Genomic DNA, 26447 nt, shown 5'->3' on the forward strand with positions numbered 1-26447 from the left:
AAAGGTTGTGAGTGTTTTGTATGCGGATGACTATAAACCGACGTTTCAAAGGCGAACGCCAGAAGAGTATTTAGAATATATTCGGCAGCAAAATCGCGGAAAGCTAAAGCTATACGTAGGGGCTGCACCTGGAGTTGGGAAAAGTTATAAAATGCTATTTGATGCAAGAGAGATGAAAAAAGACGGTATTGATATTGTAGTTGGTTTAATTGAAACACACGGTAGAAAAGAGACGGAAGAAGCAATTGCTGATTTAGAAAAAGTTCCTTTAAAAGAAATAGATTATAAAGGGAAAGTATTTTATGAACTTGATGTAGAAGGAATTATAAAGCGTGGCCCGCAAGTAGTTGTAGTGGATGAACTTGCACATAGTAACATTCCCGGGTCTAAAAATAAGAAGCGTTACATGGATGTGCAAGAATTGTTAGATGCCGGTATATCTGTATTATCTGCGTTTAATATTCAACATTTAGAAAGCGTTCATGACATTGTAGCTCAAATTACAAATGTAAAAGTACGGGAACGTATTCCAGACTTTATTTTACAAAAAGCAAATGAAATTCAGCTCGTTGATGCAACACCTGAGGTACTCCGGAAGAGATTAATAGATGGAAAGATATATAAGGAAGAAAAAATAGAGCAAAGCTTACAAAATTTCTTCACGCTTAATAATTTAGGAGCACTCAGGGAATTATCGCTTCGGGAAGTTGCAGATGATATGGATGAGAAAATTAGCCAAACAGTAATAGAACCGATAGGTGTGAAAGAAAAAATTCTCGTTTGTGTACAATACAGTTCAACAGCAGAGAAATTAATACGGAGAGGTTGGCGCATGGCTGATCGGCTAAATGCTGAATTGTATGTGTTAAACGTTGAAAGAGAAAATATAGATTCTATTTCAGCAGGCAAAAAGCAAACGATTGAAGAATGGAAATCACTAACGAATCAATTTGATGCGAGCTTTGTATTAGAAGAAGCAAAGGGAAGAAAGCCCGCTGATGTTATTATTGAAGTTGCAAAAAGACTACAGGTGACACAAGTTTTACTCGGGCAATCGGCGAGAACACGGTGGGAAGAAATACGAAAAGGTTCTATTGTAAATGAAATTATGAGACAAACGAAGTATATTGATATTCATATCGTTGCTGATCAAAGAGCTTAAAATAGAGACCGGATTGTTGAGGAGTCTCTATTTTTCTTTTTTTCAAGCCTTTTGAATATAATTTCTGAAAGAACTCATATATAATAGAAAAAGATACTTAACATAGTGAATAATTAAAGAGTCAATGTATATAAAGAGGAGAGAATAACATGCTTGAAAATACGGGGTTAGTATTAGAAGGCGGCGGTATGCGTGGTGTATATACGGGCGGGATATTAGAATATTTTATGGAACAAGATTTATATTTTCCATATGTAATTGGTGTATCAGCTGGTGCTTGTCATGCAGCGTCGTATCTTTCCAGACAAAGAAATAGAAATAAAACAGTAAATATTGATTACGCATCACATCCGCAGTATTTATCGTATAAAAACTTGTGGAAAAAACGTCAGCTATTTGATATGGAATTCATTTTTCATGAAATTCCAGAAAAGCATGTACCGTTTGATTTTGAAACATACTTTAATAGTCCAGAGCGTTTCCTTGTAGGAACAACTGATTGTGAAACAGGAAAGTCTGTTTATTTTGAAAAAGAAGGAACGAATGATGATGCGCTAAATTTATTGCAAGCATCTAGTTCATTACCTTTCATTGCACCGGCAGTAAACTACCGAGGTAAGCAATTGTTAGATGGCGGGATTTCAGATCCGATTCCAGTTCGTAAAGCACAGGAAGATGGATTTAAAAAATCAGTCGTTATTTTGACGAGAAATCATGGTTACGCGAAGAAAAAATCAAAATTTGGTTGGATTGCAGCAAAGGCTTATAAGAAGTATCCAAACCTTGTAAATACGATGCTGAATCGTTATGAAGTGTATAATGAAACACTTCACTACATTGAAAAAGAAGAGCAAGCAGGTAATTTATTTGTTATTCGCCCAGAAGTGCCGCTTCAAGTAGATCGTATGGAAAAGGATACGGCTAAATTACAAAGTTTATATGAGCAAGGCTATGAAGATGCAAAGAGACAATTTGCAGATTTGCAGACGTTTTTGCAAAAATAATAATTAGGCTGTGGAGAAGGAATTCTCTGCAGCCTTTTTTATTTATGAAAAAATCCCTCTTTACGAGGGATTTTAATGTGGTAAGAAAACTAATTGATAAGCGAACAAGATCCCGAATAAATACACAAGTGGGTGAACAGCACGGAATTGTCCTTTTGCCACTTTCATAAGTGGGTATGAAATAAATCCAAGTGCAATACCTGTTGAGATACTTGATGTAAGTGGCATGCTTAAGATTACTAAAAATGCTGGGAATGCTTCATCGAATGTATCCCAATCGATGTGGCGAACTGAGCCCATCATAAGACTACCAACGATAATTAGTGATGGTGCTGTAATAGCTGAAACGCCAGAAACAGCGCTCACTAACGGTCCGAAGAATGCTGCTAATGCAAATAGAACAGCTACTGTAACAGTTGTTAAACCAGTACGACCACCAGCTGCAACACCAGCAGATGATTCAATGTAAGCTGTTGATGGTGTTGTTCCGAACATAGCTCCAATTGTTGCTGAGAATGAGTCAGATAGAAGAGCTCGTCCTGCTTTTGGAAGCTTTCCATCTTTCATAAATCCACCTTGTTGTGCAACGCCAAGTAGTGTACCTGTTGTATCAAATAGTGTAACAAGGAAGAATGAGAACACAACGCCGTATAATCCGTAGTTAATTACATCAGATACAGCAGTAATTGGATTTGAAACGATAATTCCTTCTGGTAATCCAGGCATTGATGTGACGCCGCTTGAGAATGTTAATTGACCTGTGAAGTAAGCGATAATACCAGTTAATAACATTCCGATAAATAGTGCCCCGTTTATATTTAAAGACATAAGGATAATTGTAATTCCAAGGCCAGCTAATGCTAGTAGAACTGGAGCAGAGTGAAGATCGCCAAGCCCAACTAAGTTTGCATCATTTTTTGTAACAATTCCCGTTAAGCGCAAACCGATAAAAGCAATAAAAAGACCGATACCAGCAGTAAGTGCATGTTTTAAGTTCTCAGGAATTACTTCCATTAATTTCGTACGGAAAGATGTGAATGATAACAAAATTAAAATCATACCTGCTACGAATACAGCAGAGAATGCAATTGCGAAAGTCATGCCTTCATGGGCTTTTACAACAGAATAAGAGAAGTAAGCATTTAATCCCATACCTGGTGCAATTGCGATTGGTAAATTAGTAAAGATTGCCATAAATAATGTTCCGACAACAGCAGCGATAATTGTAGCTGTAAATGCTTGTTCAAACGGAACACCTGCATCCCCAAGGATGACAGGGTTTACGACAATGATATATGCCATTGTTAAAAAGGTAATAATACCTGCCATAATTTCAGTTTTAATAGAAGTTTTATGTTTTGAAAGGTTAAACATATAAACATCCTTTCTTTTTACGAATAATTTTCACAACAGTTATATATAATATTCGTTTTTTAACTATTTTGCAATAGTTTTGCATAAAAACTTTAGAACAACTCATATTTTATGTCGTAAATTCGAATATTAATCGTAAAACTGTGTGTGAATTGCGGTTCTTTAATGTGTAAGTAGTTTTTTTTATTGTGCGCATTATAAGGGGAAAGGAGTTGAAGGAAGTTATGCCGCAGCAAAAAAACTTTTTAACAATGCCAGCACAACATCAAAATAAACAACCTGGTATTGAATCGTTAATGAATCCTCTTCCAAAGTTTGAAGATCCAAGTTATAAAGGAAGTGAAAAGTTAAAAGGAAAGAATGTATTAATTACAGGAGGAGATAGCGGGATTGGAAGAGCTGTTTCTATCGCTTTTGCAAAAGAGGGAGCAAATATTGCGATTGCTTATTTAGATGAGGACGAAGATGCGAATGAGACGAAACAACTTGTGGAAAAAGAAGGCGTGAATTGTGTATTATTGCCGGGAGATTTGAGTAATGAACAACATTGTAAAGAGATTGTAGAAGAGACCGCCCAGCAGCTAGGGGGGCTAAATGTTCTTGTGAATAACGTCGCACAGCAATATCCGCAGCAAGGACTAGAGTATATTACAGCGGAACAGCTAGAAAAAACGTTCCGTATTAATATTTTTTCTTATTTTCATGTTGCAAAAGCAGCCCTCTCTCATTTAAAGCAAGGGGATGTAATTATAAACACGGCATCTATCGTTGCGTATGAAGGAAATGAAACGTTGATCGACTATTCTGCAACGAAAGGAGCGATTGTCGCTTTTACAAGATCGCTATCTCAGTCGTTAGTACAAAAGGGAATTCGTGTAAATGGTGTTGCACCAGGCCCAATTTGGACACCACTTATTCCATCCAGTTTTGATGAGAAAAAAGTATCACAGTTTGGGAGTAATGTTCCTATGCAAAGGCCTGGTCAGCCGTATGAATTAGCGCCTGCATATGTATATTTAGCGTCTAGTGATTCGGCATATGTGACAGGGCAAATGATGCATGTAAATGGTGGAGTAATTGTGAATGGATAGTTTTCATTTATAAGAGCAAAGTAAAGCTAATTGCATTTATCCCGCTATTTGCGGGCAGTAAAATTCCACCTCAAAATTCAGGTGGAGCACAGAAGTTAGGTGGGAGATTAACTGCCCGTAAATGCCCGATTGGTGAAGGCTAATAATCAGTGGGGGATGAACAAAACCCCCACTGATTAAAGTTTCACTTTATCCCGCTATTTGCGGGCAGTAAGATTCCTACCTAACAATTCGGTGAATGCAAGGAAGTTAGGTGGGAGATACCTGCCCGTAAATGCCCGATTGGTGAAGGCTAATATTCAGTAGGGGATGGACAAACCCTCCCACCGAGTAAAGTTTCACTTTATTATGATGTTAGTGCTAGGGAGGATTTAGATGAAGAAAGTATGGTTTATCGTAATCCTATTTTTCTGCCTGCCAGCTAGCGTTTTTGCTAATACAGATCATTTAATATTAGTTAACCTTACGACGAATCAGCTGTCTTTTTTTGAAGAGGGAAACTATACTAGAACATTTCCGATAACGACAGGAAGAGATAGCACCCCGACGCCTGAAGGGAATTTTTGTATTATAACTAAATATAAAAATAAAGAATACCATCGTAAAAAAATAGCTGGAGGTGCTCCGAATAACCCTCTCGGTACGAGGTGGCTAGGTCTAGATAAAAAGGAATATGCAATTCACGGGACAAATCGGGAAGGAACGATTGGAAGCCGGGAGTCGAATGGTTGTATTCGCATGCACGATCGGGACATACAATGGTTATACGACCGGGTACAATTACAGACGAAAGTAATTATTTCTCGTTTTCATACGAGTCCCGAATATGAAGCATATAAGCTAGGTTATCGTGTTGTGAGCTGGAATGGTCGTAAAGTAGAAGAAGAACAAATTGGAATGCTTACGTTAGTAGATCGCGCCGATATATATTGGCAAGAACCAAATGGACAATTGACGAAAGTAAAAACAGTATTGCCAAATGAAAGATACACAGTGTATTCCAAACGAAAAGATGGAACCTATTATATAGGAAACAATTTGTATATTGTAGATGAAACAGGAGAAAAAATTCGTTATGAACAATTACCTTATTCGATTTTAAGTAACCTATATAAACGGAAATATAATGTCCCGTAATAGCTACCGTAAATAGACGGTAGCTTATTTGTGATGAAGTTTAGTTGGTTTTAATGATTTCATACCAATCGAGCGCCTGTAAATAGTGAGATGAAAAAATTGAAACAGCAACTATTATGTTTTGCTGAATATAATACAGTACAGACTGGGGGGCGGTCACATTATGAAAAGTGAATTTGCATTTAAAATTTTCTTAATCACGACTTGTTTATTTATCGTGTATTTATATGCGTTACTCGTCTTTTCCTTTTATGTTCCATATATTGATTTAATATTGTTCGTCGGATTTATTTGGGCATTTGTTAAAGCGAGGGAAGGGGAGAAGAGTGTATATCGGCGCATTACTTTATGCGGGACGGTCCTTCTCGTTATTTTGTACTTTTTTATGATGCATGATGTTTGGAGAGGAATGTAAAAAAGCATACGACTAATCGTATGCTTTTACGTTTAATATTTCGGTTTAAATGTATGACAACACGTTTCTACACTCGTTGTTACAGAACTTTCAAGCGTCTCGTTTGTTAAAGTAGCGTTTGTTAAAGTAGCGTTTGTATATGAACTGTTTTCAATTTGACCTGCTTCTTGTGCATCAGGTTGAACAACGATTGCACTTGCTTGACAAAGGTTACCTTGTCCCCAAAATGAGCAATTGGAAACAGAGCATTTCACTTCTGGCATAAAACCCCCTCCTTATACATTAGTGTGGGAGTTTACACGCATTTCATGTATAGAAGGAGTTTCCTTTTCTTATTATTTTTTCGTTTGCTCAAGCCACTCTTTTAATTTGTCTTCCGGTTGTTCGCCGCTAATACGGCTCACTTCTTTACCATCTTTAAAATGAATGATTGTTGGAGTTCCTTTAATTTTATATTCATCCCAAGGAGCATCTAATTTTTCAATATCCATAACTTTCATATCAACATTCAAGTCTTTAGCCATTGGTACTACGATAGGAGATAGCTTTTGACAATGAACGCAAGATGTTTGATAAAAGTATACTGTTTCTTCTTTTTTCTCTTTTAAATTCTTTTGGAGATCTGAAAGAGAGATTTTATTTGTATAGTAGTCAGGGCCATTTGTCTTACTATCAGTAGCATTATCAATTTTTTGGCTTGTTGAAGCATTTTTTTCTTCCATTTGTGTTACAGCAAAAATTGCTGCAAACAAGGCGATAATAATACCGCCAAATATAAGCATTTTTTTCATTCTTTCATCTCCTTATTTGTTTTTAATTACGATGAAGCTACAAACAGCGATTGTGATAAAGCCGATAAGTGCTAAAAACGGGATTGTCACAAAGCCGAACCAGTTTATGTATTCTCCCGTACAAGGTACGCGGCCGCAAGCTGCCCCAGCAGCTGAAAATGCTGCGATTTTTTGAATTGCATAATGATATAAAGAAATACAAGCACCAATACTTGCGATTGGTAAAGAATAACTTGCAATGCGATAGTCTTTCTTTACTACAGCGATACCGAGCCATAAAACAAATGGATACATAAAAATACGTTGATACCAACAAAGGACACAAGGCTCAAATTTCATAATTTCGGAAAAGTACAGACTTCCTAATGTAGCAATAAACGAAGCTCCCCATGCAGTAAGTAAAGCATATTCTTGCTTTTTTTCTCGTCCCATATTTTATACCTCACTTATAATAGTTACATACTAAATTATAGTATGAAGTAGTAGGGAAAAGAAAGAAAAAATATGTTTATCAATAAAAGTTTTATGAGGAGAAACATTTATTGATATGAACATTTTAAAAAGCGCCATTCTCATAAAGAGAATAGCGCTATATTTTACATTTGAATTTGCTCTACTTCTTCTACATGTGACTTTTGGGATGCGTGGTCAATATATTGAAATAGGAGCTGCAATTGTTTATCAACTTCTGGTAGTTCTTTACTGTATTGATAAGCGTGTAAAAAATGCTCAATACGCTTAGAAAATAATTGATCGTTCGTTTGAACCATGAGAACGAGTAATTTATCCCAATTACAGCAATACGTGTAATAGAGAGCTTTATCATAGTCGTTATATGTTTGCACTGTGTACCCTCCTTACCGAGGAGTTATATATAGTGTGTGACAAGTAAGGAGAAATACACTTGAAAGAATTTGTTAAGAAAAAAGGTGAATGAAAAGAGAAAAACGAGGGATTTCCTCGTTTTTATGCTTTTGGCATTGGCGTAGGTGTTGGCTTGCCATAGCCTTCTTTGTATTTATTGTCGATATAGTTACGAATTTCGAGCGTTGATTTTCCTTTTTGTTTCATAGAAGCCGATTCAACCGCGATTTCTAGGCAGTTGACACAAGTTGTTGCATGGGAATCCCAAACAACTTCACCATTCTTTTTAATTTCACGAATAAAGCAGTTTTTATTGTTTTTATGTCCTACACTCTCACCGCAACCGCAGTAACATGGAATCCAATCTAATAGCTCTGCATTTTGTCCAGCGACAGTGTAGATATCTTTCATTTGCGGATCAAGCTTGTCTAGAAAGGTAGGGAGTGTGTCGACTCCTTTTGTTTTTTCTTGAATATCAGCTTGCTGAGTGTGCGTGGCATGATCATGTTCTTTTTTTGATTCAGAAGATTTTTTGTCATTTGTACTAGTACTCCCGCATCCAGCAAGAATTAGGCTCAGTACTGCAAGTAAAGAAAATACATACTTTTTCATTCGCTTGTCCCCTTTACAAATGTATTAACCAAATTGTATCAAATATCATGGTGTGTCGGGTGAAGATTTTTTCGACTGATTTTTGAAGCGCCATCGTAGTGAATGGAATAGAAATAAAATTGGGATATAAGCGTATACAATATATAAACCAGCTTGAGACAGTACTGTATTTAATGTATTAATACTTTCACGGTTTGTGAAAAATAAGGATGAAATAAATATAGCTGCAATAAAAAATGGAAGTGTAATTTTAAATGGTACATGAAAAGACCTTTTACTAATGCAACAAGAAGACCAAATTGTTAAACAAAGATTAGGTAAAATAATAAGATACCATATGAAAATAATGATGTACTCAAACCTTTGGATAAAAGGAATCTTTATAATTTTTAGCATTGTTAATGTTGGCCAAATTGTATGATGTAGTTGTCCTTGGCTATAGTACATAAGGGAAACGATGGCTAGTATTACGTATAGAATTGTTGTAAAAGCAATACCACCATGCGCCCATTTATTTAATGATTTTTCTTTTTTTATAAATGGATAAAAAATAAGAATTGCTTCAAATCCAAGAAATTCTAATGCAGATGATTTCGCTGCAGTTAGAATTTCTAAAGGTGAATGAGTTAGAATTGGGAGAATGTTACGGACATGCGCGTATTTCATTGGGAAAACTAAGAAAAATAGGACGAAAATCGGTATTACGACGCCCCAAAAACACATTCCTGTTACAGAGCGAAAACCACCTTTAATTACGTAGTAAGTCACAAGTAAAAATAATAAAGTTAATTTCCACGGTTTAATTGTAGGGAAGACCCAAACTTGAATGACTTCAATATATGTACGAAGGACAGTAAGGCAAAATAATAGAAGGTATGCAGCAAAGCATACGGACAAAAATGTTCCAGTCCACTTTCCGAAACATGTCGTATGAATATTCATTAAATCATTATCTTTTTCTAACATTTTAAGCATGCAAAATAGCACGATATGAGTTGCAATGCCCGCAACAATAAGAGAAATCCAAGAATCATAACCGGCATATTGTGCAATAATCCTTTGGTAACCTAACACACCTACTCCAATTTGAAGGGAGTGTAATAGAAGAAATGTGAAATAAGGGGAAACAGTATGTGTTTTATCTTGTCCAGCCATTACAGCACCTCACTATTCTCCGATACCAGATTGTACGACATTAATTTTCACATTAACTGCAACGTCTACGCTAGGATACATTTCTTGAATTTGTTTCATGCTCCATTTTCTTGAGTGACTACGAATTTCTTCACGTATACCGATTGGATCGATTTCTTTTTCTTGGAATTGTTTTATTAATTCGTTTAAATGTTTTTCAAGTGTCTTTTCTACATGTTTTTTTACGTAAGTTACATTTTCGCTCTTTGATAAATCAAGCCAGTCAGGGGCATTTTTTATAAGTCCATTTAATTTCAGTCGAATGTGAACTTTCGGAATGTCACCGGCTTCGGAAAGGGAACAAACACTATTTCCAGATAAGTTTTGGGTTGCGATTAAGCCTTTATGTTTACCTTGACGTATCGGAACTTCGTAACGTCCGTTGTTAGTTGGATTAATGAGTAATTTAAATAAAAAAGATCCTGTTTTATCTGTATACATAGCTACTTTATCCTTTTTTAAAAAAGCGAGTCCTTTAATGGAAGCAGACTTGTCTTCTGCAACTTGAATGTAAGGAAGAAATGGATCGCAGCCAGATGAATAAAAATCATATAGAAAAATATTTAAGGCCATCCGAGGGATTGTCTCCGTTTCTATATTTTGCTCCAATAAATCAGATAGATATAGCGATCCATTTGTTTTGACATGTTTAAGTAATTCTTCTGTTGAACCGTCTACAAGCGCTAGCTGCACATCTCGGCCAATGTTAGGGTCACGTTGTAAGTTGTTAATAATATCTCCGATTCCACGTTCACCGAATGATTTTCCAAATAGGACAACGCGCATTTGACCTACAGCAATCGTATGTGGTGATTTTGCGTTTAGAAGTGAAGAGATTGTTTCAATGGTACCAGCGGTAGTGGATTGAGTTTCTGGTTTTGATTGCACTCCTTTTGTGTAATCTGGATAGAGAATCGTCCCACGAAATTTCTTCTCTTTCGTTATATCGAATCCACCCACATGAATAATCCGCTGTGTATCTACTATGTTAGATTGTGTACAGCCGGATAGAAAAATTAAAATGATAATGGAAGAGCGTAATAAAATATTTTTCATTTTTCCTCACCGTCGCGTTTTTCTTTCGCTTGGTTTGGATCATAGCGCCATTTCTTCTTTGGTCTTAGAAAAGAAGCCCGTCCTGCAGTTTGACTAAATGGAAGACGAAGGAGCCCTTCAGCTGTACCTAACCCGCGAAATGGATATAAAGGTAATAAATAAGGTGATCCAAGTGATTTTAAGCGAATTAAATGAGCTAATATGAATACAAATCCGACGATTAGCCCTACACCTCCAAATGCTCCAGCTAAAATGATGAGGGGAAATCGTAATATCCGGATAGTGGAAGACATTTTTACTGTTGGTGTTGTAAAAGAAGCAAGCGCAGATAACGCAACCGCAATTAATAAAATAGTACTCGTTAAAGCAGCCTCAACAGATGCTTGGCCAATGACAATCCCCCCAACAATACCAATCGTTTGACCAACTTTAGTCGGTAAACGAGCTCCAGCCTCGCGCAGTAATTCGATTGTAATTTCTAAAAAAAGTGCCTCTAAAACAGGTGGGAATGGTACATTGGCTCGGGAATAAATAATTGGTCCAAGTAAATCTGCGGGAATCATTTGATAGTGATACGTTAATACAGCTGTATAAATAGCTGATGAAAATAGAGAGAATGCTGCTCCGAAAAAACGAACCAATCTAAGAAATGAGCCTGCTATCCATGGTAAATAATAATCTTCTGGAGATACGAAAAAATCGAGTAATGTCGCCGGTCCAGCTAATGCATAGGGTGAACCATCTGTTAAAATGACAACACCACCATTAATGAGTGCATAAACAGAACGATCTAAGCGCTCTGTAGGTAGTAAAACAGGGAAGGGAGAGTTACTATTATCGCTAATAAATTGTTCGATCATAGTCGCATCGAAAGGAACATCAAAGTCAATGCCTTGTAGGCGCTGCATCGCAGTATTGACGTGCTGATCATTTGTAATGCCTTCGATGTAAGCAACTATGACCTTTGTTTTTGATATAGAGCCAACTACAACTTCTTTGAAAACTAATTGCTCCGTTACAATACTTCGGCGAAGTAAGTGTGTATTTGTATCAATATTTTCAACGAATCCGACTTTGGGACCGATTACACTATATTCATTTTCTGTATCGTTATATAATCGTGTACCTAAAGCTAAACTTTCAGCGCGAAGAAGTGCATATTCGGCTGCTTTGGAATTAACTTTTAGCTGCAAAAGTACATATCCACCTAACAGTTTTTCACGGATATCATCAATAGAAGGATTGGTGATAATCTCCTCAAGTGTGACGATATTTGCTATGTCACTTATATTTTGAATGTGATCTAATTCTTTTTTGATAGGTGTTAAAATGAATCGATTAATAATAAGTGATTCTACTGTAGATTTATAATAAAACAAACATAATGTCCCATCGTCTACTACGTTATAAGAAACGAAATCACTAGATTCTTTCATCGTGTGGATAAACTCGGGAATGGAACAGATTGTTTTTTTATTCTTTTTAGATGTTGAACGAAACATTTTCTCACCCCTGACATGCACCATTTACTTGTGTTAGTTTTTGGGAAAGACGGGAATTTATACTTGAAAACTGAAAGTTCATAAAGTGAAACTTTAATCAGTGGGATTTTGTTCATTCCCCACTGATTATTAGCCCGCACCAATCGGGCTTTTACGGGCAGCCCGACTCCCACCTAACCTCTTTGCTCCAGCAGAATTTTGAGGTGGGAGTTTTACTGCCCAGAAATAGCGGGATAAAGAAAAGGAAGAGTATTGAATATCTCTTCCTTTTTGACAGGCTAATTTGTTTTCTTTTCTTTAATAGACTTCACTAATTTAATCATTTCTGCCCGTATATCTTCTTTTTTCACATTTAATTTTTCCGCAATTTGTTTAATATCCATCCCATCTTTTTTCATTTTTAGTACATCGTCAAGAGGGGTATTACTTTTTTGGGAGATGATTGTTAACACGGTAAGTTGGCGTAAGCCGATGTTATATTCTTTCATTTTTTGTTTCAGTCCATCTGGTGTGGACTTTTGCATATTTGCTAATTTTTGCAGTAGTGCTTTTTTCGTTTCTTTATTCATATGATGCTTTTTCAATTTACTTGGGTCTACACCGAAATGCTGTGCTGTTTTCTCCCAAGATTTATTTTGCTTATAGTAAGCTAAAACGTCCTTAATTTCTTTTTTACTTATTCTTGCAATGTGGGCAGCTTTCCAAATTTCATGTTTATTATAGCCGAGTTTTTCGAGCGACTGCATTTCTTCTTCTGAAATAGGCTTATGATGGTGCATTGTTACTTCTTTTGGCGTGGCAGCGGAAGCAGGAAAGACAGATATCCCGCACAATAATGCTGCCATAGTCATACTTACTGCGATTTTCTTGTACATATAAACTCCTCCTAGATGGGTAATGTGGAAAACTTACACATATCATTTCCATAAAATGTGAAAAACTTGTGAACAAGTTAAGTTTTTTTATTCACAGTATAAAAAGAAGTTTTTCATGGTTTTCCAACATAAAACATTGATTAATAGTGAAAAACTAGGTTATAATCGAAATTGAAAATCAATATCAATAACGGAATTATATATATATATATATATAAATAAGGGAGAGAAAAATATGACTACATATACTTCCATCGCAAATGTTATTAAAGAAAGACGCTCTGTTCGTACATTTACAAATAAAGCAGTAGAAAAAGAGCTATTAATTGAACTATTAAACGACGCAACATGGGCACCGAATCATAAACATCGTGAGCCATGGAATTGTAAATTATACATTGGAGAAGGCCGTCAGAAATTAGTAGACGCAGTATTAAACTCTTTCACAGAAGAAGAAAGAGCAAAACGCGGCAAAACTTTATCTGATCGTTTCTTAAGTACGCCTGCACAAATCGTTGTTTACATTAATGAAGATCCGCGTCAAATTCCACGTGACGAAGATTACGCTGCAACATGTGCATTTATGCAAAACTTCCAATTACTTGCTTGGGAACGCGGATTAGGCTGTGTTTGGAAATCAGGTGGATTAAACTACAATCCACTATTTATAGAAGGAATTGGTTTAACACGAGGCCAACGCATCATTGGAATTCTTCATATCGGCTATTTCGATAAAGCACCAGAAGGAAAAGCTCGTACACCGATTACGGAGAAGATGGAGATCATTGAAGGTTAATTAGAAAGAGGCATTCTCGTTTTTTAAGAGGGTGTCTTTTTATTATGCAATCAATCCTCATGAAAGCTTGTTCCTCATCATACACTTTCTTAAGGGAAAGTGTAAGGAGGGAAAATAATGAGAGCAAGTGATGATAAAGCACTACAATATGCGATTGCTGAAATTACGGAAATTGCGACTGGATTTGGTCTTGATTTTTATCCGATGCGCTATGAAGTATGTCCAGCGGAAATTATCTATACATTTGGTGCATATGGGATGCCGACGAGGTTTTCGCATTGGAGTTTTGGAAAGCAATTTTTCAGAATGAAATTACAATACGATTTAGGACTTAGTAAAATTTATGAACTCGTTATTAACTCTGATCCATGTTACGCCTTTTTATTAGATACGAATTCTTTAATTCAAAATAAATTAATCGTGGCGCACGTTTTAGCACATTGTGATTTCTTCAAAAATAATATTCGTTTTTCTAATACGAAACGCGATATGGTGGAGAGTATGGCAGCGACAGCAGATCGTGTGAAGGCGTATGAACATAAGTATGGAAGAGAAGAGGTAGAAACATTTTTAGATGCCGTACTTGCCATTCAAGAACATATTGATCCATCGCTTATGCGTCCGAAACTTGCATGGAGTATTGAAGATTTAGAAGAGGATGTAGAAAAGAAAAAGATATCACAGTACGATGATTTATGGAATTTAGATGATCGAAACAAAAAGAGAGAACGACCTAATATGCATAAAAAGAAGAAAATCCCACCACAGCCAGAAAAAGATTTACTCCTCTTTATTGAAGAATATAGCCGTGAGCTAGAAGAGTGGCAGCGCGACATATTAACGATGATGCGTGAAGAAATGTTATACTTCTGGCCACAGCTTGAAACGAAGATTATGAATGAAGGTTGGGCTTCCTTCTGGCATCAACGCATACTTCGTGAAATGGACTTAACATCTGGTGAAGCAATTGAATTTGCGAAATTAAATGCAGGTGTCGTACAGCCATCAAAAACAAGTATTAATCCATACTACCTCGGTATTAAAATGTTCGAAGATATTGAAGAGCGCTATAACAACCCGACAGAAGAAATGAAACGACGCGGTGTGAAACCTGGTTCTGGTCGTGACAAAATCTTTGAAGTACGGGAAATTGAATGGGATGTATCGTTCCTAAGAAACTATTTAAATAAAAAACTTGTAATGAGAGAAGATATGTACTTATTCCAGCGCCAAGGAAAAGAATATAAAGTAATTGATAAAGAATGGGAGCATGTACGCGATCAACTCGTAAATATGCGCACAAATGGAGGTTTCCCGTACTTAGTAGTAGAAGATGGAGACTACTTAAAGAATGGGGAATTGTACATTAAACATAGCTATGAAGGAATTGAGTTAGATTTAAAATACTTAGAAAAAGTATTACCGTATCTTCATCAGCTATGGGGAAGAACAGTGCATATGGAATCGATTGTGGAGAGTAAGGGCGTTGTGTTTTCTTATGATGGGAAGATGGTGCATCGGAAGTATGTGTGATGAAAAGAACGGACATAGAATTTCTTGTCCGTTCTTTTTTATTATATGGAGTTTTTGTTTACCAAACAGGTCGTATGCTCGATGATAATTTTCCTGTATTTTCTTTAGTAACGAATGTTGTTAAATCCTCTTTAAGCATTTGCATTCGTTCTGCACCTATGTTTGCAATCCATCGTTGTTCTATTTCAGCTACTATTTCTTCTTTTGCTTTCATTACTGCTAAACCACGCTCAGTTAAAACAATAATTTTACCTCTTTTATCAGTAGGATGCGTTTGGCGCGTGACATAACCACTGTTCTCAAGAGAATCTACCATTTTACTTATGGCTTGTTTTGAAACCCCTAAATATTCAGCTAGTTCTATACCGGTTGCTCCATTAGGAAGGATGCGTTTGAACATAAAACCGTGCGCTGGCCTAATATCTTCAAATCCTAATTCACTTAATCTATCATGTAGTTCAGTAATTAATGTGCTGAAAGATAGTGATAAAAGTGATGTAAGATCTAGTTCGTTAAGTGTTTGATGAGTCATGTATATAACCTCCTTACTTATAGTCAATCAAATTGACTATATAAAAGTAATAGAACAAATAATGATTTATCTAAATAAAATCAATGAATTATGGAGGTTTCACATGGTTAATATCGTTAAAATTAGAGGGAGTGTATTTGCACCGTATGCTTTGCTGAAACCTATTCAGGATCCTGCGACGGGAAGAGTGTTTGAATATGCCGGAGATGCACGTGAATTTACACCATACGTTGTGAACACAAAGCGTTCAAGATTAGAACAAGAAGTGGTTGTTGATTTTTATAAAAGAGAAATTTTCACATATGCAGATGCTTGTATCGTTACTGTGAAAATTACAAATCCAGATGGCTCAATTGAGTATCAAAAAGGAGAAACAAGTACAGAAAACATTGCATGTACAAATATTGTATGGAGTGAAGATGAGGTTTCATTTGAAATGAGAGCAAGTGCAAGTGCAAGTGCAAGTGCAAGTAATCCGTTAAACGCGGCAGCACCTGCAGCTGATTATTTTTTGACTATACGAGTTAATGAAAGTGGTACTGTGCATGTTGAAGGTTTACATGATGGTTTTCCTTGCTATGAATTTTATAAACAAATCGACTTTGGTTCATTTGAATTAATATATACACATGATTTCAGGAAAACGGATGATACCCCCAGCAGCACTAGCTGGAGAAATGGAATATAGCTTTAAAACGAAAATCTAGATATAAATATAGCGCTATTTTTTAGAAGGAAGTAGCAAACGTAAAAGAGAAAGCTATTGGTTCTAGGATTGAAATTGTGGTCTATTTTATTCAATAGCATGCAGTATATAAAATTAGAATTATAGGGGTGTTTCTTATGACGAATATCGTTAAAATAAGAGCTAGTGTATTTATTCCAATGTCTTGGACAGAACCGCGGAAGGATGCACAAACAGGGAAAGTAATCCAGTTTGAAGGTGATTCACGTGAATTTACACCACATGCGGTAAATACTATGCGCTCTAGAGTTGAGCAAGAGGTAGTAGTGGACTTTTATAAAGAAGAAGTGTTTTCATATGCAAACACGGGTATTACGACAGAGAAGGTCACAAATCCAGATGGTTCTGTGAATAAAAGAACAGGAAAAGCGAGTACTGAAAATATTGTGTGTACGGATATTTCATGGAATTCTGATGGTGTGCAATTCAAAATGAGTGCAAGCGCTAGTAATCCGTTAAATGTGTATGCCCCTCCTGTGGACTATTTATTAACTGTATGTGTGAACAAGGATGGTAGTATCGATATTCAAGGAGAACATGATGGATTCCCTTGTTTCGAATTTTATAAGCAAGTAGATTTCGGTTCATTTGGACAAATTTATACACATGATTTTAGAGAAACTGGTGATACACCTGAAGCGTTAGGTGGAGAAATGGATTATAGTTTTACAAAGAGATTATAAGAAGTAGGATAATAAAACGGTTGATTCCTTGATTCATAAATGAAATGAATTAGTTGGACTACCAAGCAGTGTAGTTGAGAAATGCAAAAGCCAATGAAATCAGTGGCTTTTGCATTTTTACTATACTCTAGGAGATTTCAAAAAAATAAACCACTTTACAATATACCCTTAAGGGTATATGATATTATACAAAGTTACAAAGTAATGTATAATATAGTTATAATTACGGAGGTGATCTACAGTGGAATATAATCAAGATATGAAAAATAGATTGAAACGTATTGAAGGTCAAGTTCGTGGTGTGCTTCGCATGATGGAAGAGGGAAAAGATTGCCGAGATGTTATTACACAGTTAACTGCATCCCGTTCTGCACTTGATCGTACAATTGGACTCGTTGTTGGAACAAATTTAGAGCAATGTTTGCGCGAGCAGTTTGAAACAGGTAATGGTTCAAATGAAGAGTTAATTAAAGAAGCCGTTCAATTACTTGTAAAAAGCAGATAATCTGTCAAACGTATGTGTTGACAGATTTTCAAAAACATTTTATTATACCCCTACAGGTATATGTGTGCTAATTAGGGAGGAAATGATTATGAGTATAAAAGTTGATATGAATTTAGACTGTAAAGGCTTGGCTTGCCCGATGCCAATTGTGAAGACAAAAAAGGCGATGGAAGGGTTGGCATCAGGGCAAGTTATTGAAATAGAGGCGACAGATAAAGGTTCTATGCTAGATATTCAAAGTTGGTCAAGTAAAGTAGGGCACCAATATATCGGAACGAAACAAGAGGGAGATATATTAAAGCATTATGTACGAAAATCCCATGAACATGAAGTAAATGAAGTTGTGAAGTATCCTCATACAATTACGAATGGGGAATTGCAAGATCTATTATTAAGTGGTGAAGAGTGTATTGTAGTAGATGTTCGTGAAGCGGCGGAATTTGCCTTTGGTCATATTCCATCTGCCATTTCGGTTCCATTAGGTGAAATAGATAGTGCTATGTTAGACAGTGCGAAACCAATTTATGTTGTTTGCCGAACTGGTAACCGTAGTGATGTAGCTTGCCAAGTGTTGAAAGAGAGAGGTTTTTCAAACGTGAAAAATGTCATTCCAGGTATGTTAGAGTGGCAAGGAAATATAGAAAAATAAAATTTTTTAAATATAAATATACCTCAGGGGGTAATTGGATGAGTGTTAAACTGTTACAAGCAAAAGATGTCGCAGAGAAAGTTTTATTCGGAGAATTGTTTATTTTAGATGTTCGTAATGAAACGGACTATGAAGATTGGAAAATTGAAGGGAAACAAGTTTCTTCTATAAATAAACCGTATTTTGACTTATTAGATGGTGTAGATCATATTGTAGATGAATTGCCGAGGGAGAAAGAAATTTTAGTCGTATGTGCGAAAGAAGGTTCTTCGCAGTTTGTCGCAGAGCAATTGTTACATGCCGGATTCAATGATGTTTATTATTTAGCTGGTGGTATGAAAGCTTGGAGTGAATATGTAAAGCCGTTAAAAGTAGGAGATGTACAGGGCGGAGGAAGTGTATATCAATTTAACCGTCTTGGAAAAGGCTGTTTATCTTATATGATCGTCTCAAACGGTGAAGCAGCAGTTATTGATGCAGTCAGAACGGTTGAAGCATATGAAGATTTTGCGGAAGAGCATGGTGTTACTATTACGAATGTCATGGATACACATTTACATGCAGACCATATTTCTGGAGGACGTAGGTTAGCTGAAAAAGTAGGGGGTACGTATTGGTTACCTCCAAAAGATGCGGAGGAAGTCGTTTTCTCATATAAACCGCTTGTTGAAGGATCTGTTATTACGGTGGGGGGTACCAAAATTGGAATTGACGCATTATACTCACCGGGGCATACGATTGGAAGTACATCATTTATTGTAGATGATTCCTATTTATTATCAGGCGATATTTTATTTGTAGATTCAATCGGGCGTCCAGATCTTGCTGGGAAGGCGGAAGACTGGGTAGGGGATTTACGAAATACTTTATATAAACGTTATAAGGAATTATCTCAAGATTTAATTGTTTTACCAGCTCATTATTCAAAAATAAGTGAAATGGACGACAGAGGCATTGTGAGTGCGCATTTACAAGATTTATTTAAGGAGAATGTAGGGTTAAATATTGCCGATGAGGTAGAGTTTCGTAAAACTGTGACAGAGAATTTACCGCCTCAGCCAAATGCATATGAAGAAATTCGTCAAACGAATATGGGGAAAATTCATCCGAGTGTGGAAGAAGAGCGTGAAATGGAGATTGGCCCAAATCGTTGTGCAGTTCATGATTCATTATAAAATAACAAACTGGAGGAATAGATGATGAATGTAAAACAAGTATTAGATGCGAAAGGTTTAGCATGTCCAATGCCGATTGTAAGAACGAAGAAAGCGATGGATACTTTACAAACTGGAGAAGTGTTAGAAGTACATGTAACGGATAAAGGGTCAGTAAAAGATATTCCAGCATGGTCAAAAACAGGCGGTCATGAAATAGTAAAGCATAATATAGAAGACGATGTGCTGAAGTTTTGGATTAAGAAGGCGTAGTGAAGAACTAGTTTTGTAAAGGCGGAGAGGTTGGTTATATGAATACAATATTAAGTACGCTTTTCATTGTAATTGCTGTATGGTTTGTTATTTCACGTTTTTTACCGGTGAAAGGTGTTCAAAATATAAATGGAAAAGAATTAAAGAGTATAGTGGGAAAACAGGGAAAGCAGTTTATCGATGTTCGTACAGTAGGTGAATATAGAGGAAATCATATGAAGGGATTTCAGAATATCCCGCTAAATGAGTTAGCTAGTAGAGCAAATCAATTAGATAAAAATAAGGAAATAATCGTTATTTGTCAGAGCGGGATGAGGAGTAAGCAAGCAGCAAAAGTATTAAAAAAATTAGGGTTTCAGCGCGTTATCAATGTTTCAGGTGGCATGAATGCTTGTAATTAAGAAGGAGATAGAAAAATGAAAGAAATGACTGCAAAAGAGTTAGAAGAAAAATTGTTACGTAAAGAAGCAGTAAATATTGTGGACGTACGTGAAGTAGAAGAAGTAGCTGAAGGAAAAATTCCAGAAGCATGTAATATTCCACTAGGCCTATTAGAATTTCGTATGCATGAGTTAAATAAAAATCAGGAATATATTATTGTTTGTCGCTCTGGCGGAAGAAGTGCAAGAGCAGTTCAGTTTTTAGAGAGCTACGGTTTTCGAGCAATCAATATGGTAGGTGGTATGTTAGCGTGGGAAGGTAAAGTCGTATAGTACAGAGATAAATGATTTGAGCCTTTTTATAAATGATAAAATACCCCTATAGGTAATTAGGAGGAGAACAACATGGAACAACAGAAGAAAACAACAATCGTTTTATTTAGCGGAGATTATGATAAAGCAATGGCTGCTTATATTATTGCAAATGGTTCAGCGGCGTACGATCATGAAGTGACTATTTTTCATACTTTCTGGGGTTTAAATGCTCTTAGGAAAGATGAGCATGTGAAAGTAAAGAAAACATTTATAGAGAAAGTGTTTGGAAAAATGATGCCGCGCGGCGCTGATAAGATGGGATTATCAAAAATGAATTTTGCCGGTATGGGACCAAAGATGATTAAAGGTATTATGAAAAAACATAATGCGATGCTTTTACCAGATTTAATCGATTTGGCGAAAGAACAGGGAATTAAACTTGTAGCTTGTCAAATGACAGTAGATTTATTAGGGTTAAAAGAGGAAGAGATTATGGATGGGGTAGAGTTTGCAGGAGTAGGAGCTTATTTAGCAGATGCTTCGGATGGGAATGTAAACTTATTCATTTAATTCACCTTCTTTTTAGAAGGGAGGGGATGTAAGATGAGCTTAGTCGTATTACTTTTTATAATTGGGTTTATAGGATCGTTTATATCAGGAATGGTTGGAATTGGCGGTGCAATTATTAATTATCCGATGATCTTATACATTCCGGTATTGCTAGGATTTGCTGGATATACATCACATGAAGTGAGTGGTATTACAGCGATTCAAGTATTCTTTGCAACTTTTGCAGGCGCGTGGGCGTATAGGAAAAGTAACGATATGGATAAAACTTTAGTTGTGTATATGGGAGCTAGTATATTAATAGGAAGCTTTGTAGGTAGCTTTAGTGCGAATCTATTAAATGAGCATGCTGTAAACGTTGTTTACACATTACTAGCTACTATTGCGGCTATTATGATGTTTATACCGAAGCGAAGCAATCGTAAGAGGACAGAAGGAATTACGTACAATAAGTGGCTCGCTAGTTTGCTAGCGTTTATTGTAGGAAGTGTTTCCGGCATTATTGGGGCTGGTGGTGCATTTCTTTTAGTACCGATTATGCTAGTTGTTTTAAAACTACCGATACGTACAACAATAGCAACATCTATCGCTATTACTTTTATTTCCTCGATAGGAATTACTACTGGGAAAGTGATTACTGGACAAATAGTTGTTATTCCGGCTCTTATCGTTGCGATAGCAAGTTTATTTGCCGCTCCTCTTGGAGTGAGAGTAGGGAAGAGAGTGAATCAAAAAGTTTTGCAATACGTATTGTCTACTTTAATTGTAGGAACCGCGATAAAGATGTGGGTTGATATGATATCGAAATAAAAAGATGGTGCTCTTGTAGCACCATCTTTTTATTTACGCCCAAATAACTTTCATTAAGTTCTTATATTCATCGTTTGCCAGTTTATATAGCATTCTCGTATGTTCAAAGACAAGTGCGGGATTAAAGTTTGGTTCTGAGAATGCAAGAGATGTTGAAATATCAATTGCATTTTGTTTGTTTAGCGTGAATTTTGCAAATCGATAAGATGTGTTTAATTCATTGATGACATGTAAAATATCATTTGTTGATGTTGAATCAGGTACAAGAGCAACATTGAAGCAGTATATATCCACAGCAGGATGTTCGCTTTGGAAAGCAGCGATAAGTTGAATTTTTGCGCCAGCTTCTGTTTCTAATCCTACTGAAAAATGTACCGAACCATCATTTTCATCTATATTTTCTTCCATGTATATATCGTTTGATTTTAAGTACTCTTTAAAATCTGAAATGTTATGTTTTACTGCAGCTTTCATATGCGTGGGCCCCCTGATAATTGGAATAGATTACTACTATTTATTATAATTTAAAAATATTAAAAAAGATAGTTGGAAAGTTCTGATTTTTTATTTTGAAAGCATTAAAAAGAAGCAGTGCTCTACCTCCATAGAGCACTGCTTCACTTTATTCATTGTCATTAGACGATGTTTCTGTATCTTCACTGTTATTCTTCTTATTTTGATTTTCATCGTTACTTGATTCGCGTTCACTCGTATTTTCAGACGTAGATTCTTTTGTTTTCTCTGAGTTTGTTTTTTTCGAATCAGAATCAGATTTTGTATAGGCAGGTAGTCCAAGGTGACTACGAAGTTCGTTTGTAACATTAGCTAATTCTTTTTTATCTGGATTGTAGTAGTAAGTTCGACCACCACCAGCTGACTTACTACATGTATCATCACCTTTTGCCATGTAACAATCTTCACCTTGAAGTTGTAATTTCTCAATTTCCGAATCCGATCCATATTTATAGAATGAAAGCATGTCATCGAATGTTAAGTTTGTAACGAATTGTCCGTTAATATCATCAATGATGTTACCAACTTTTGTTACGGATCCAGCGCTTGTTAGTTTCTTTAAAATTGCTTCAATAACGAGTTGCTGACGTTGACCACGCATCGCATCACTATCAATGTGCCTTGTTCTAGCAAGAGCAAGAGCTTCTTCACTATTTAACTTTTGAACACCTTTTTTCAGGTGAATTGCTTCGGCGTTATCATTACTATCTTGTTCAGTAAACTCAACTGGTACGTCAACTTCAATGCCGCCTAAATCATCAACGATTTTCATGAATGATTTAAAGTTGAATTTTACAAAGTAATCGACGGGAACATTCATTAATTTTTCAACTGCATCAATACTAGCTTGTGGTCCACCATCTTTTCCGTTTTTAGTAGAACCAAATGCATGAGCGTGTGTAATTTTATCTTTTTTCTTTTCTACTGGAATATAAGTATACGTGTCACGTGGAATACTTAATAGCTTTACAGTTTTGCTATCTTTATTAAACGTTGCAAGTAATAGTGCATCCGTTCTTATAGCTTCACCATATTCTTTCCCACGGACATCGCTTTCATCAACACCCATTATTAAGACAGAGACGTTATTTGTAATAGGTTTTACAGCTTTAGCACGTAAATCAGACTTATCACCGCGTGCTAAATCGTGAGCGGCGTTTCGAACAGCAGAAGATGCTTTATTTACTAAAAACCATGTATAACCGCCACCTATTATTAAAACTAATAGAATAACGCTTATAATAATTTTTGTTTTTTTCTTACCTTTTTTCGGTTTATTGCGTGTATTTTCTTGCAAAGATGGGTTTTGCTCCATTTCTTGTACTCCTTCATTTGAATTGAAATACGACACTCATATCCACTTATTATAATGAAATTTAGCGAAAAAAAACATTACAAATCATTTACATTTCGTAAAAATTCAATTTATTTATAAAAAGTCAGATTTTCTATATTTTATTTTTAAGATGTAGAACAAGTATAATGTGTTTTAGTAGAAATGAAAATATGTAATGTGAGAAAGTGATAGAGAAGTAAGATTTGTTGAAATATAGCCAAGAAGATGTGATTAGCTGTATACGTACTTCTTATATAATAAAGAAAGATTTTACGGATGAAGGAGAGAGCATAATGAATCATACATCATTCCGAGCAATTGTCGTGAACGAAAAAGAAAATAATCAATTTGAAAGAAAGCTTGTTGAGAGAGAAGTCAATAGTTTACCTGAAGGAGACGTATTAATACGTGTTTATTATTCTTCATTAAATTATAAAGATGCCCTTTCAGCTACTGGTAATAAAGGTGTAACGAGAACATATCCTCATACACCAGGCATCGATGCAGCGGGAGAGGTAGTTAGTAGTGAAAATAACGCCTTTCAGGAAGGCGATCAAGTTATTGTAACTGGATATGATTTAGGTATGAATACTTCTGGTGGTTTCGGAGAATATATTCGCGTGCCATCATCTTGGGTTATTCCTTTACCGAAAGAAATGTCTTTGAAGGAAAGTATGATGTACGGGACAGCCGGTTTTACAGCTGCCTTATCGGTATATAAGCTCATTAGAGCGGGAATTACGCCTAGTATGGGAGATGTTTTAGTAACGGGTGCTACGGGCGGAGTAGGCAGTGTAGCAGTTAGTATTTTAGGGAAGCTAGGATATGACGTAGTAGGGGCAACAGGGAAAATGGAAGAGAAAGAGATGCTGTTACGTTTAGGTGCAAAAAAGATGATTCGCCGCGAGGAGTTGAGTGATGAATCAGGAAGACCGATGCTTAAAGGAATATACGCTGGGGTTGTCGATACCGTAGGCGGAAGCATGTTAGAAAGTTCTTTAAAGGTAGTTAAGTATGGAGGCTGTGTAACAACGTGTGGTAACGTAGCAGGGCATGAATTAAATACAACTGTATACCCATTCATATTACGAGGGTAACTAACTGTTACGATTTATTTAACCAATTATAACTAAAGTTAATTAAATATATCAGCAAGCCCTGCTAGTCAAGTGATTGGCTAGTAGTGAGGGTTAACTGCGGGCAATCCCTAAAGCTGATTGAACTACAACGTGGCTAGAAATGGCGAGCGTGAATGTCGCGAAAGCAGAAAAAATCAATCAGATCGTGCAAGGTTAAATCCTAAACACTAGAACAATGGGTCTTCCGCCTCGAATCATCTAAGTCAAAATTGATAAGATGAACGTTCAACGACTATCTCGTATAACTGACGAGAGTACATCACAAGCCTATGGTGGTGGAAAAATCCTCTATCTCTAAGTAGATAAACATATAGTCTGCGCTCATGTGAAAACATGAGAAGTTCATAAGAGAACTGGCTAAGGAATTGCGCCCTTAGTTGAACAAGATAAATTTTATTGAATCTATCAAACTTTATTGAATTTATCGAACGTATGTGCTACGTTAGGTTCAATGAGGTGAGAATAATAATGAAATTTTCACGAGTTAGTCAAGTATCGGAATTAACAGGTTTGCATCCGAGTAGTCTCAGGAGAATGCTGGTGGAACACGCTACTATTCAGAAGAATAAATCTTTCATTATCTGAAAGGTGAGTGCCCGAATAATCGCACAGTAAAGGAGTTAAATTCTGATGATATTGGCGAAGAAAGTCAGACTGATTCCAACGCCTGAACAAGAAAAAGTGCTTAGAAACCATGCTGGTGCTGCAAGATTTGCTTATAACTATTGTAAAAGAATGAGTGATAGATACTATAAGCTATTTGGAAAATCTGTTTCACAGTTAGCTTTACAGAAACGATTTACAAAGATCAAGAAGCGAAAGAGATATGAGTGGTTATATGACATCAACGCACAAGTTCCCAAACAGGCTTCAAAAGATTTTGACAAGGCGCGAAAAAATTCGTTCAAAAAGTACAAAAATGGCTATCACACTTCTTATAAAACCAAAAAAGATTCAATCCAAGGATTTTATGTCAATTATGAAAGGCTGATTATAGGAAAGAAAGTAGTTGATATTCAGTCTATTGGAGAAGTGAAAACAAGACAACAACTACCAAGAAACAAAAAACCATCAAATCCAAGAGTTACATTTGATGGTCGTCACTGGTGGATTAGTGTAGGGTTCAAAGAAGAATTCGAACCACAAGAACTAACCAATGAGTCGATTGGTGTGGACGTTGGTTTAAAAGAGTTGTTTGTAGCTTCTAATGGTACGAAAGAACGAAATATAAACAAAGATGCTAAGGTTAAAAAACTTTTGAAAAGGAAAAAGTCAGCGCAAAGAGATATGTCTAGGAGATTTAAAAAAGGTGTAAAAATTCAATCTGCCGGATATGAAAAAGCTAAAACTGAGCACCTTCGGTTATCTAGGAAAATTACGAATATCCGAAATAACCATATCCATCAAGCAACAGCTAAATTGGTGAAAACCAAACCAATG

Annotated in this window: 30 protein-coding genes and 2 pseudogenes; 19 read left to right on the forward strand and 13 right to left on the reverse strand. The window is 36.1% G+C overall.

The window, feature by feature from the left end:
• Positions 1-7: 7 nt before the first annotated feature.
• Positions 8-1162 carry a KdpD-like non-kinase potassium sensor gene (gene kdpDN, locus MR066_RS26290; RefSeq protein ID WP_154696148.1) on the forward strand — a complete coding sequence of 385 codons (1155 nt, stop codon included), beginning with the start codon at positions 8-10 and terminating at the stop codon, positions 1160-1162.
• Between the two features lie 149 nt (positions 1163-1311).
• Positions 1312-2166 carry a patatin-like phospholipase family protein gene (locus MR066_RS26295; RefSeq protein WP_242248992.1) on the forward strand — a complete coding sequence of 285 codons (855 nt, stop codon included), beginning with the start codon at positions 1312-1314 and terminating at the stop codon, positions 2164-2166.
• Between the two features lie 72 nt (positions 2167-2238).
• Here MR066_RS26295 and MR066_RS26300 read toward each other — a convergent pair whose 3' ends face one another.
• A complete protein-coding gene (locus MR066_RS26300) occupies positions 2239-3540 on the reverse strand; it encodes an NCS2 family permease (protein ID WP_002029878.1) in 1302 nt (433 codons plus the stop codon).
• Between the two features lie 224 nt (positions 3541-3764).
• On the opposite strand from MR066_RS26300, the gene MR066_RS26305 reads away from it, so the two are divergent.
• The 3 genes from MR066_RS26305 to MR066_RS26315 all read left to right on the forward strand — a co-directional run bounded on the left by MR066_RS26305 (position 3765) and on the right by MR066_RS26315 (position 6183).
• Positions 3765-4631 (forward strand): SDR family oxidoreductase, encoded by an 867-nt coding sequence (locus tag MR066_RS26305; RefSeq protein ID WP_242249007.1) that lies wholly within the window; start codon positions 3765-3767, stop codon positions 4629-4631.
• Positions 4632-5006: 375 nt separating this feature from the next.
• Entirely contained in the window at positions 5007-5768 is a 762-nt protein-coding gene (locus tag MR066_RS26310; protein ID WP_242248993.1) for a L,D-transpeptidase, read from the forward strand.
• 163 nt (positions 5769-5931) lie between these two features.
• Positions 5932-6183 carry a hypothetical protein gene (locus MR066_RS26315; RefSeq protein ID WP_002029881.1) on the forward strand — a complete coding sequence of 84 codons (252 nt, stop codon included), beginning with the start codon at positions 5932-5934 and terminating at the stop codon, positions 6181-6183.
• A 32-nt stretch (positions 6184-6215) separates the two neighbouring features.
• On the opposite strand, the gene MR066_RS26320 is transcribed toward MR066_RS26315, so the two are convergent.
• The 9 genes from MR066_RS26320 to MR066_RS26360 form a co-directional block, all read right to left on the reverse strand.
• Positions 6216-6446 (reverse strand): DUF1540 domain-containing protein, encoded by a 231-nt coding sequence (locus MR066_RS26320; RefSeq protein ID WP_242248995.1) that lies wholly within the window; start codon positions 6444-6446, stop codon positions 6216-6218.
• 72 nt (positions 6447-6518) lie between these two features.
• On the reverse strand, positions 6519-6974 hold the full coding sequence (locus MR066_RS26325) for a thioredoxin family protein (RefSeq protein WP_016093295.1): 456 nt from the start codon (positions 6972-6974) through the stop codon (positions 6519-6521).
• 12 nt (positions 6975-6986) lie between these two features.
• Positions 6987-7406, reverse strand: a complete 420-nt coding sequence (locus MR066_RS26330) for a disulfide formation protein C (protein ID WP_000532269.1) — start codon at positions 7404-7406, stop codon at positions 6987-6989.
• A 164-nt stretch (positions 7407-7570) separates the two neighbouring features.
• Positions 7571-7819: a YhdB family protein gene (locus tag MR066_RS26335; RefSeq protein WP_001195459.1), complete on the reverse strand. Its 249-nt coding sequence runs from the start codon at positions 7817-7819 to the stop codon at positions 7571-7573.
• Positions 7820-7940: 121 nt separating this feature from the next.
• Positions 7941-8450: a PCYCGC domain-containing protein gene (locus MR066_RS26340; protein ID WP_219299978.1), complete on the reverse strand. Its 510-nt coding sequence runs from the start codon at positions 8448-8450 to the stop codon at positions 7941-7943.
• A gap of 45 nt (positions 8451-8495) precedes the next feature.
• Complete coding sequence (locus tag MR066_RS26345) at positions 8496-9605, reverse strand: GerAB/ArcD/ProY family transporter (protein WP_219299976.1); 1110 nt, start codon at positions 9603-9605, stop codon at positions 8496-8498.
• 12 nt (positions 9606-9617) lie between these two features.
• Positions 9618-10700 (reverse strand): spore germination protein GerYC, encoded by a 1083-nt coding sequence (gene gerYC / locus MR066_RS26350; protein WP_242248996.1) that lies wholly within the window; start codon positions 10698-10700, stop codon positions 9618-9620.
• On the reverse strand, positions 10697-12202 hold the full coding sequence (locus MR066_RS26355; RefSeq protein WP_242248997.1) for a spore germination protein: 1506 nt from the start codon (positions 12200-12202) through the stop codon (positions 10697-10699). Before MR066_RS26355 ends, gerYC begins: the two co-directional genes overlap by 4 nt.
• Positions 12203-12480: 278 nt before the next feature.
• A complete protein-coding gene (locus MR066_RS26360) occupies positions 12481-13077 on the reverse strand; it encodes a hypothetical protein (RefSeq protein ID WP_002140453.1) in 597 nt (198 codons plus the stop codon).
• Positions 13078-13312: 235 nt separating this feature from the next.
• Here MR066_RS26360 and MR066_RS26365 point away from each other — a divergent pair, with 235 nt between their 5' ends.
• Together MR066_RS26365 and spoVR are read left to right on the forward strand one after the other, a co-directional pair.
• Positions 13313-13873 carry a nitroreductase family protein gene (locus MR066_RS26365; RefSeq protein ID WP_012260353.1) on the forward strand — a complete coding sequence of 187 codons (561 nt, stop codon included), beginning with the start codon at positions 13313-13315 and terminating at the stop codon, positions 13871-13873.
• Positions 13874-13990: 117 nt separating this feature from the next.
• Positions 13991-15406 (forward strand): stage V sporulation protein SpoVR, encoded by a 1416-nt coding sequence (gene spoVR / locus MR066_RS26370; RefSeq protein WP_044444616.1) that lies wholly within the window; start codon positions 13991-13993, stop codon positions 15404-15406.
• Positions 15407-15464: 58 nt separating this feature from the next.
• Here spoVR and MR066_RS26375 read toward each other — a convergent pair whose 3' ends face one another.
• On the reverse strand, positions 15465-15938 hold the full coding sequence (locus MR066_RS26375) for a MarR family winged helix-turn-helix transcriptional regulator (RefSeq protein WP_002140454.1): 474 nt from the start codon (positions 15936-15938) through the stop codon (positions 15465-15467).
• 103 nt (positions 15939-16041) lie between these two features.
• Between MR066_RS26375 and MR066_RS26380 the strand changes: the two are divergent.
• The 10 genes and pseudogenes from MR066_RS26380 (at position 16042) to MR066_RS26425 (ending at position 22019) form a co-directional block, all read left to right on the forward strand.
• Positions 16042-16645 (forward strand): annotated as a pseudogene (locus MR066_RS26380) (DUF3238 domain-containing protein).
• A 136-nt stretch (positions 16646-16781) separates the two neighbouring features.
• Positions 16782-17366: a DUF3238 domain-containing protein gene (locus MR066_RS26385; RefSeq protein ID WP_242248998.1), complete on the forward strand. Its 585-nt coding sequence runs from the start codon at positions 16782-16784 to the stop codon at positions 17364-17366.
• 241 nt (positions 17367-17607) lie between these two features.
• Positions 17608-17871, forward strand: coding sequence for a metal-sensitive transcriptional regulator (locus MR066_RS26390; protein WP_000456201.1), 264 nt, complete (start codon positions 17608-17610; stop codon positions 17869-17871).
• An 88-nt stretch (positions 17872-17959) separates the two neighbouring features.
• On the forward strand, positions 17960-18520 hold the full coding sequence (locus MR066_RS26395; protein WP_002140458.1) for a sulfurtransferase TusA family protein: 561 nt from the start codon (positions 17960-17962) through the stop codon (positions 18518-18520).
• A gap of 38 nt (positions 18521-18558) precedes the next feature.
• A complete protein-coding gene (locus MR066_RS26400) occupies positions 18559-19695 on the forward strand; it encodes an MBL fold metallo-hydrolase (RefSeq protein WP_242248999.1) in 1137 nt (378 codons plus the stop codon).
• Positions 19696-19716: 21 nt separating this feature from the next.
• A complete protein-coding gene (locus tag MR066_RS26405) occupies positions 19717-19947 on the forward strand; it encodes a sulfurtransferase TusA family protein (RefSeq protein WP_002010727.1) in 231 nt (76 codons plus the stop codon).
• Between the two features lie 38 nt (positions 19948-19985).
• Entirely contained in the window at positions 19986-20348 is a 363-nt protein-coding gene (locus MR066_RS26410) for a rhodanese-like domain-containing protein (protein WP_002140460.1), read from the forward strand.
• Positions 20349-20363: 15 nt separating this feature from the next.
• The gene (locus MR066_RS26415; RefSeq protein WP_242249000.1) at positions 20364-20660 is read left to right on the forward strand and encodes a rhodanese-like domain-containing protein; all 297 of its coding nucleotides are present in this window, start codon (positions 20364-20366) and stop codon (positions 20658-20660) included.
• 72 nt (positions 20661-20732) lie between these two features.
• A complete protein-coding gene (locus tag MR066_RS26420) occupies positions 20733-21212 on the forward strand; it encodes a DsrE/DsrF/DrsH-like family protein (protein ID WP_242249001.1) in 480 nt (159 codons plus the stop codon).
• 33 nt (positions 21213-21245) lie between these two features.
• Positions 21246-22019, forward strand: a complete 774-nt coding sequence (locus tag MR066_RS26425; RefSeq protein WP_242249002.1) for a sulfite exporter TauE/SafE family protein — start codon at positions 21246-21248, stop codon at positions 22017-22019.
• A gap of 33 nt (positions 22020-22052) precedes the next feature.
• Here the strand turns inward: MR066_RS26425 and MR066_RS26430 are convergent, their stop codons facing one another.
• Together MR066_RS26430 and MR066_RS26435 are read right to left on the reverse strand one after the other, a co-directional pair.
• Entirely contained in the window at positions 22053-22493 is a 441-nt protein-coding gene (locus MR066_RS26430) for a hypothetical protein (RefSeq protein ID WP_002029912.1), read from the reverse strand.
• 148 nt (positions 22494-22641) lie between these two features.
• On the reverse strand, positions 22642-23847 hold the full coding sequence (locus MR066_RS26435; protein WP_242249004.1) for an LCP family protein: 1206 nt from the start codon (positions 23845-23847) through the stop codon (positions 22642-22644).
• 314 nt (positions 23848-24161) lie between these two features.
• Here MR066_RS26435 and MR066_RS26440 point away from each other — a divergent pair.
• Positions 24162-24962 (forward strand): annotated as a pseudogene (locus MR066_RS26440) (YhdH/YhfP family quinone oxidoreductase); the annotation flags it as partial.
• A 675-nt stretch (positions 24963-25637) separates the two neighbouring features.
• A partial coding sequence (locus tag MR066_RS26445; protein ID WP_242249005.1) for an RNA-guided endonuclease InsQ/TnpB family protein occupies positions 25638-26447 on the forward strand: 810 nt, incomplete at its 3' end.

The sequence above is a fragment of the Bacillus cereus group sp. BfR-BA-01523 genome (assembly GCF_022662615.1).
GTDB classification, from domain to species: Bacteria; Bacillota; Bacilli; order Bacillales; family Bacillaceae_G; genus Bacillus_A; species Bacillus_A mycoides.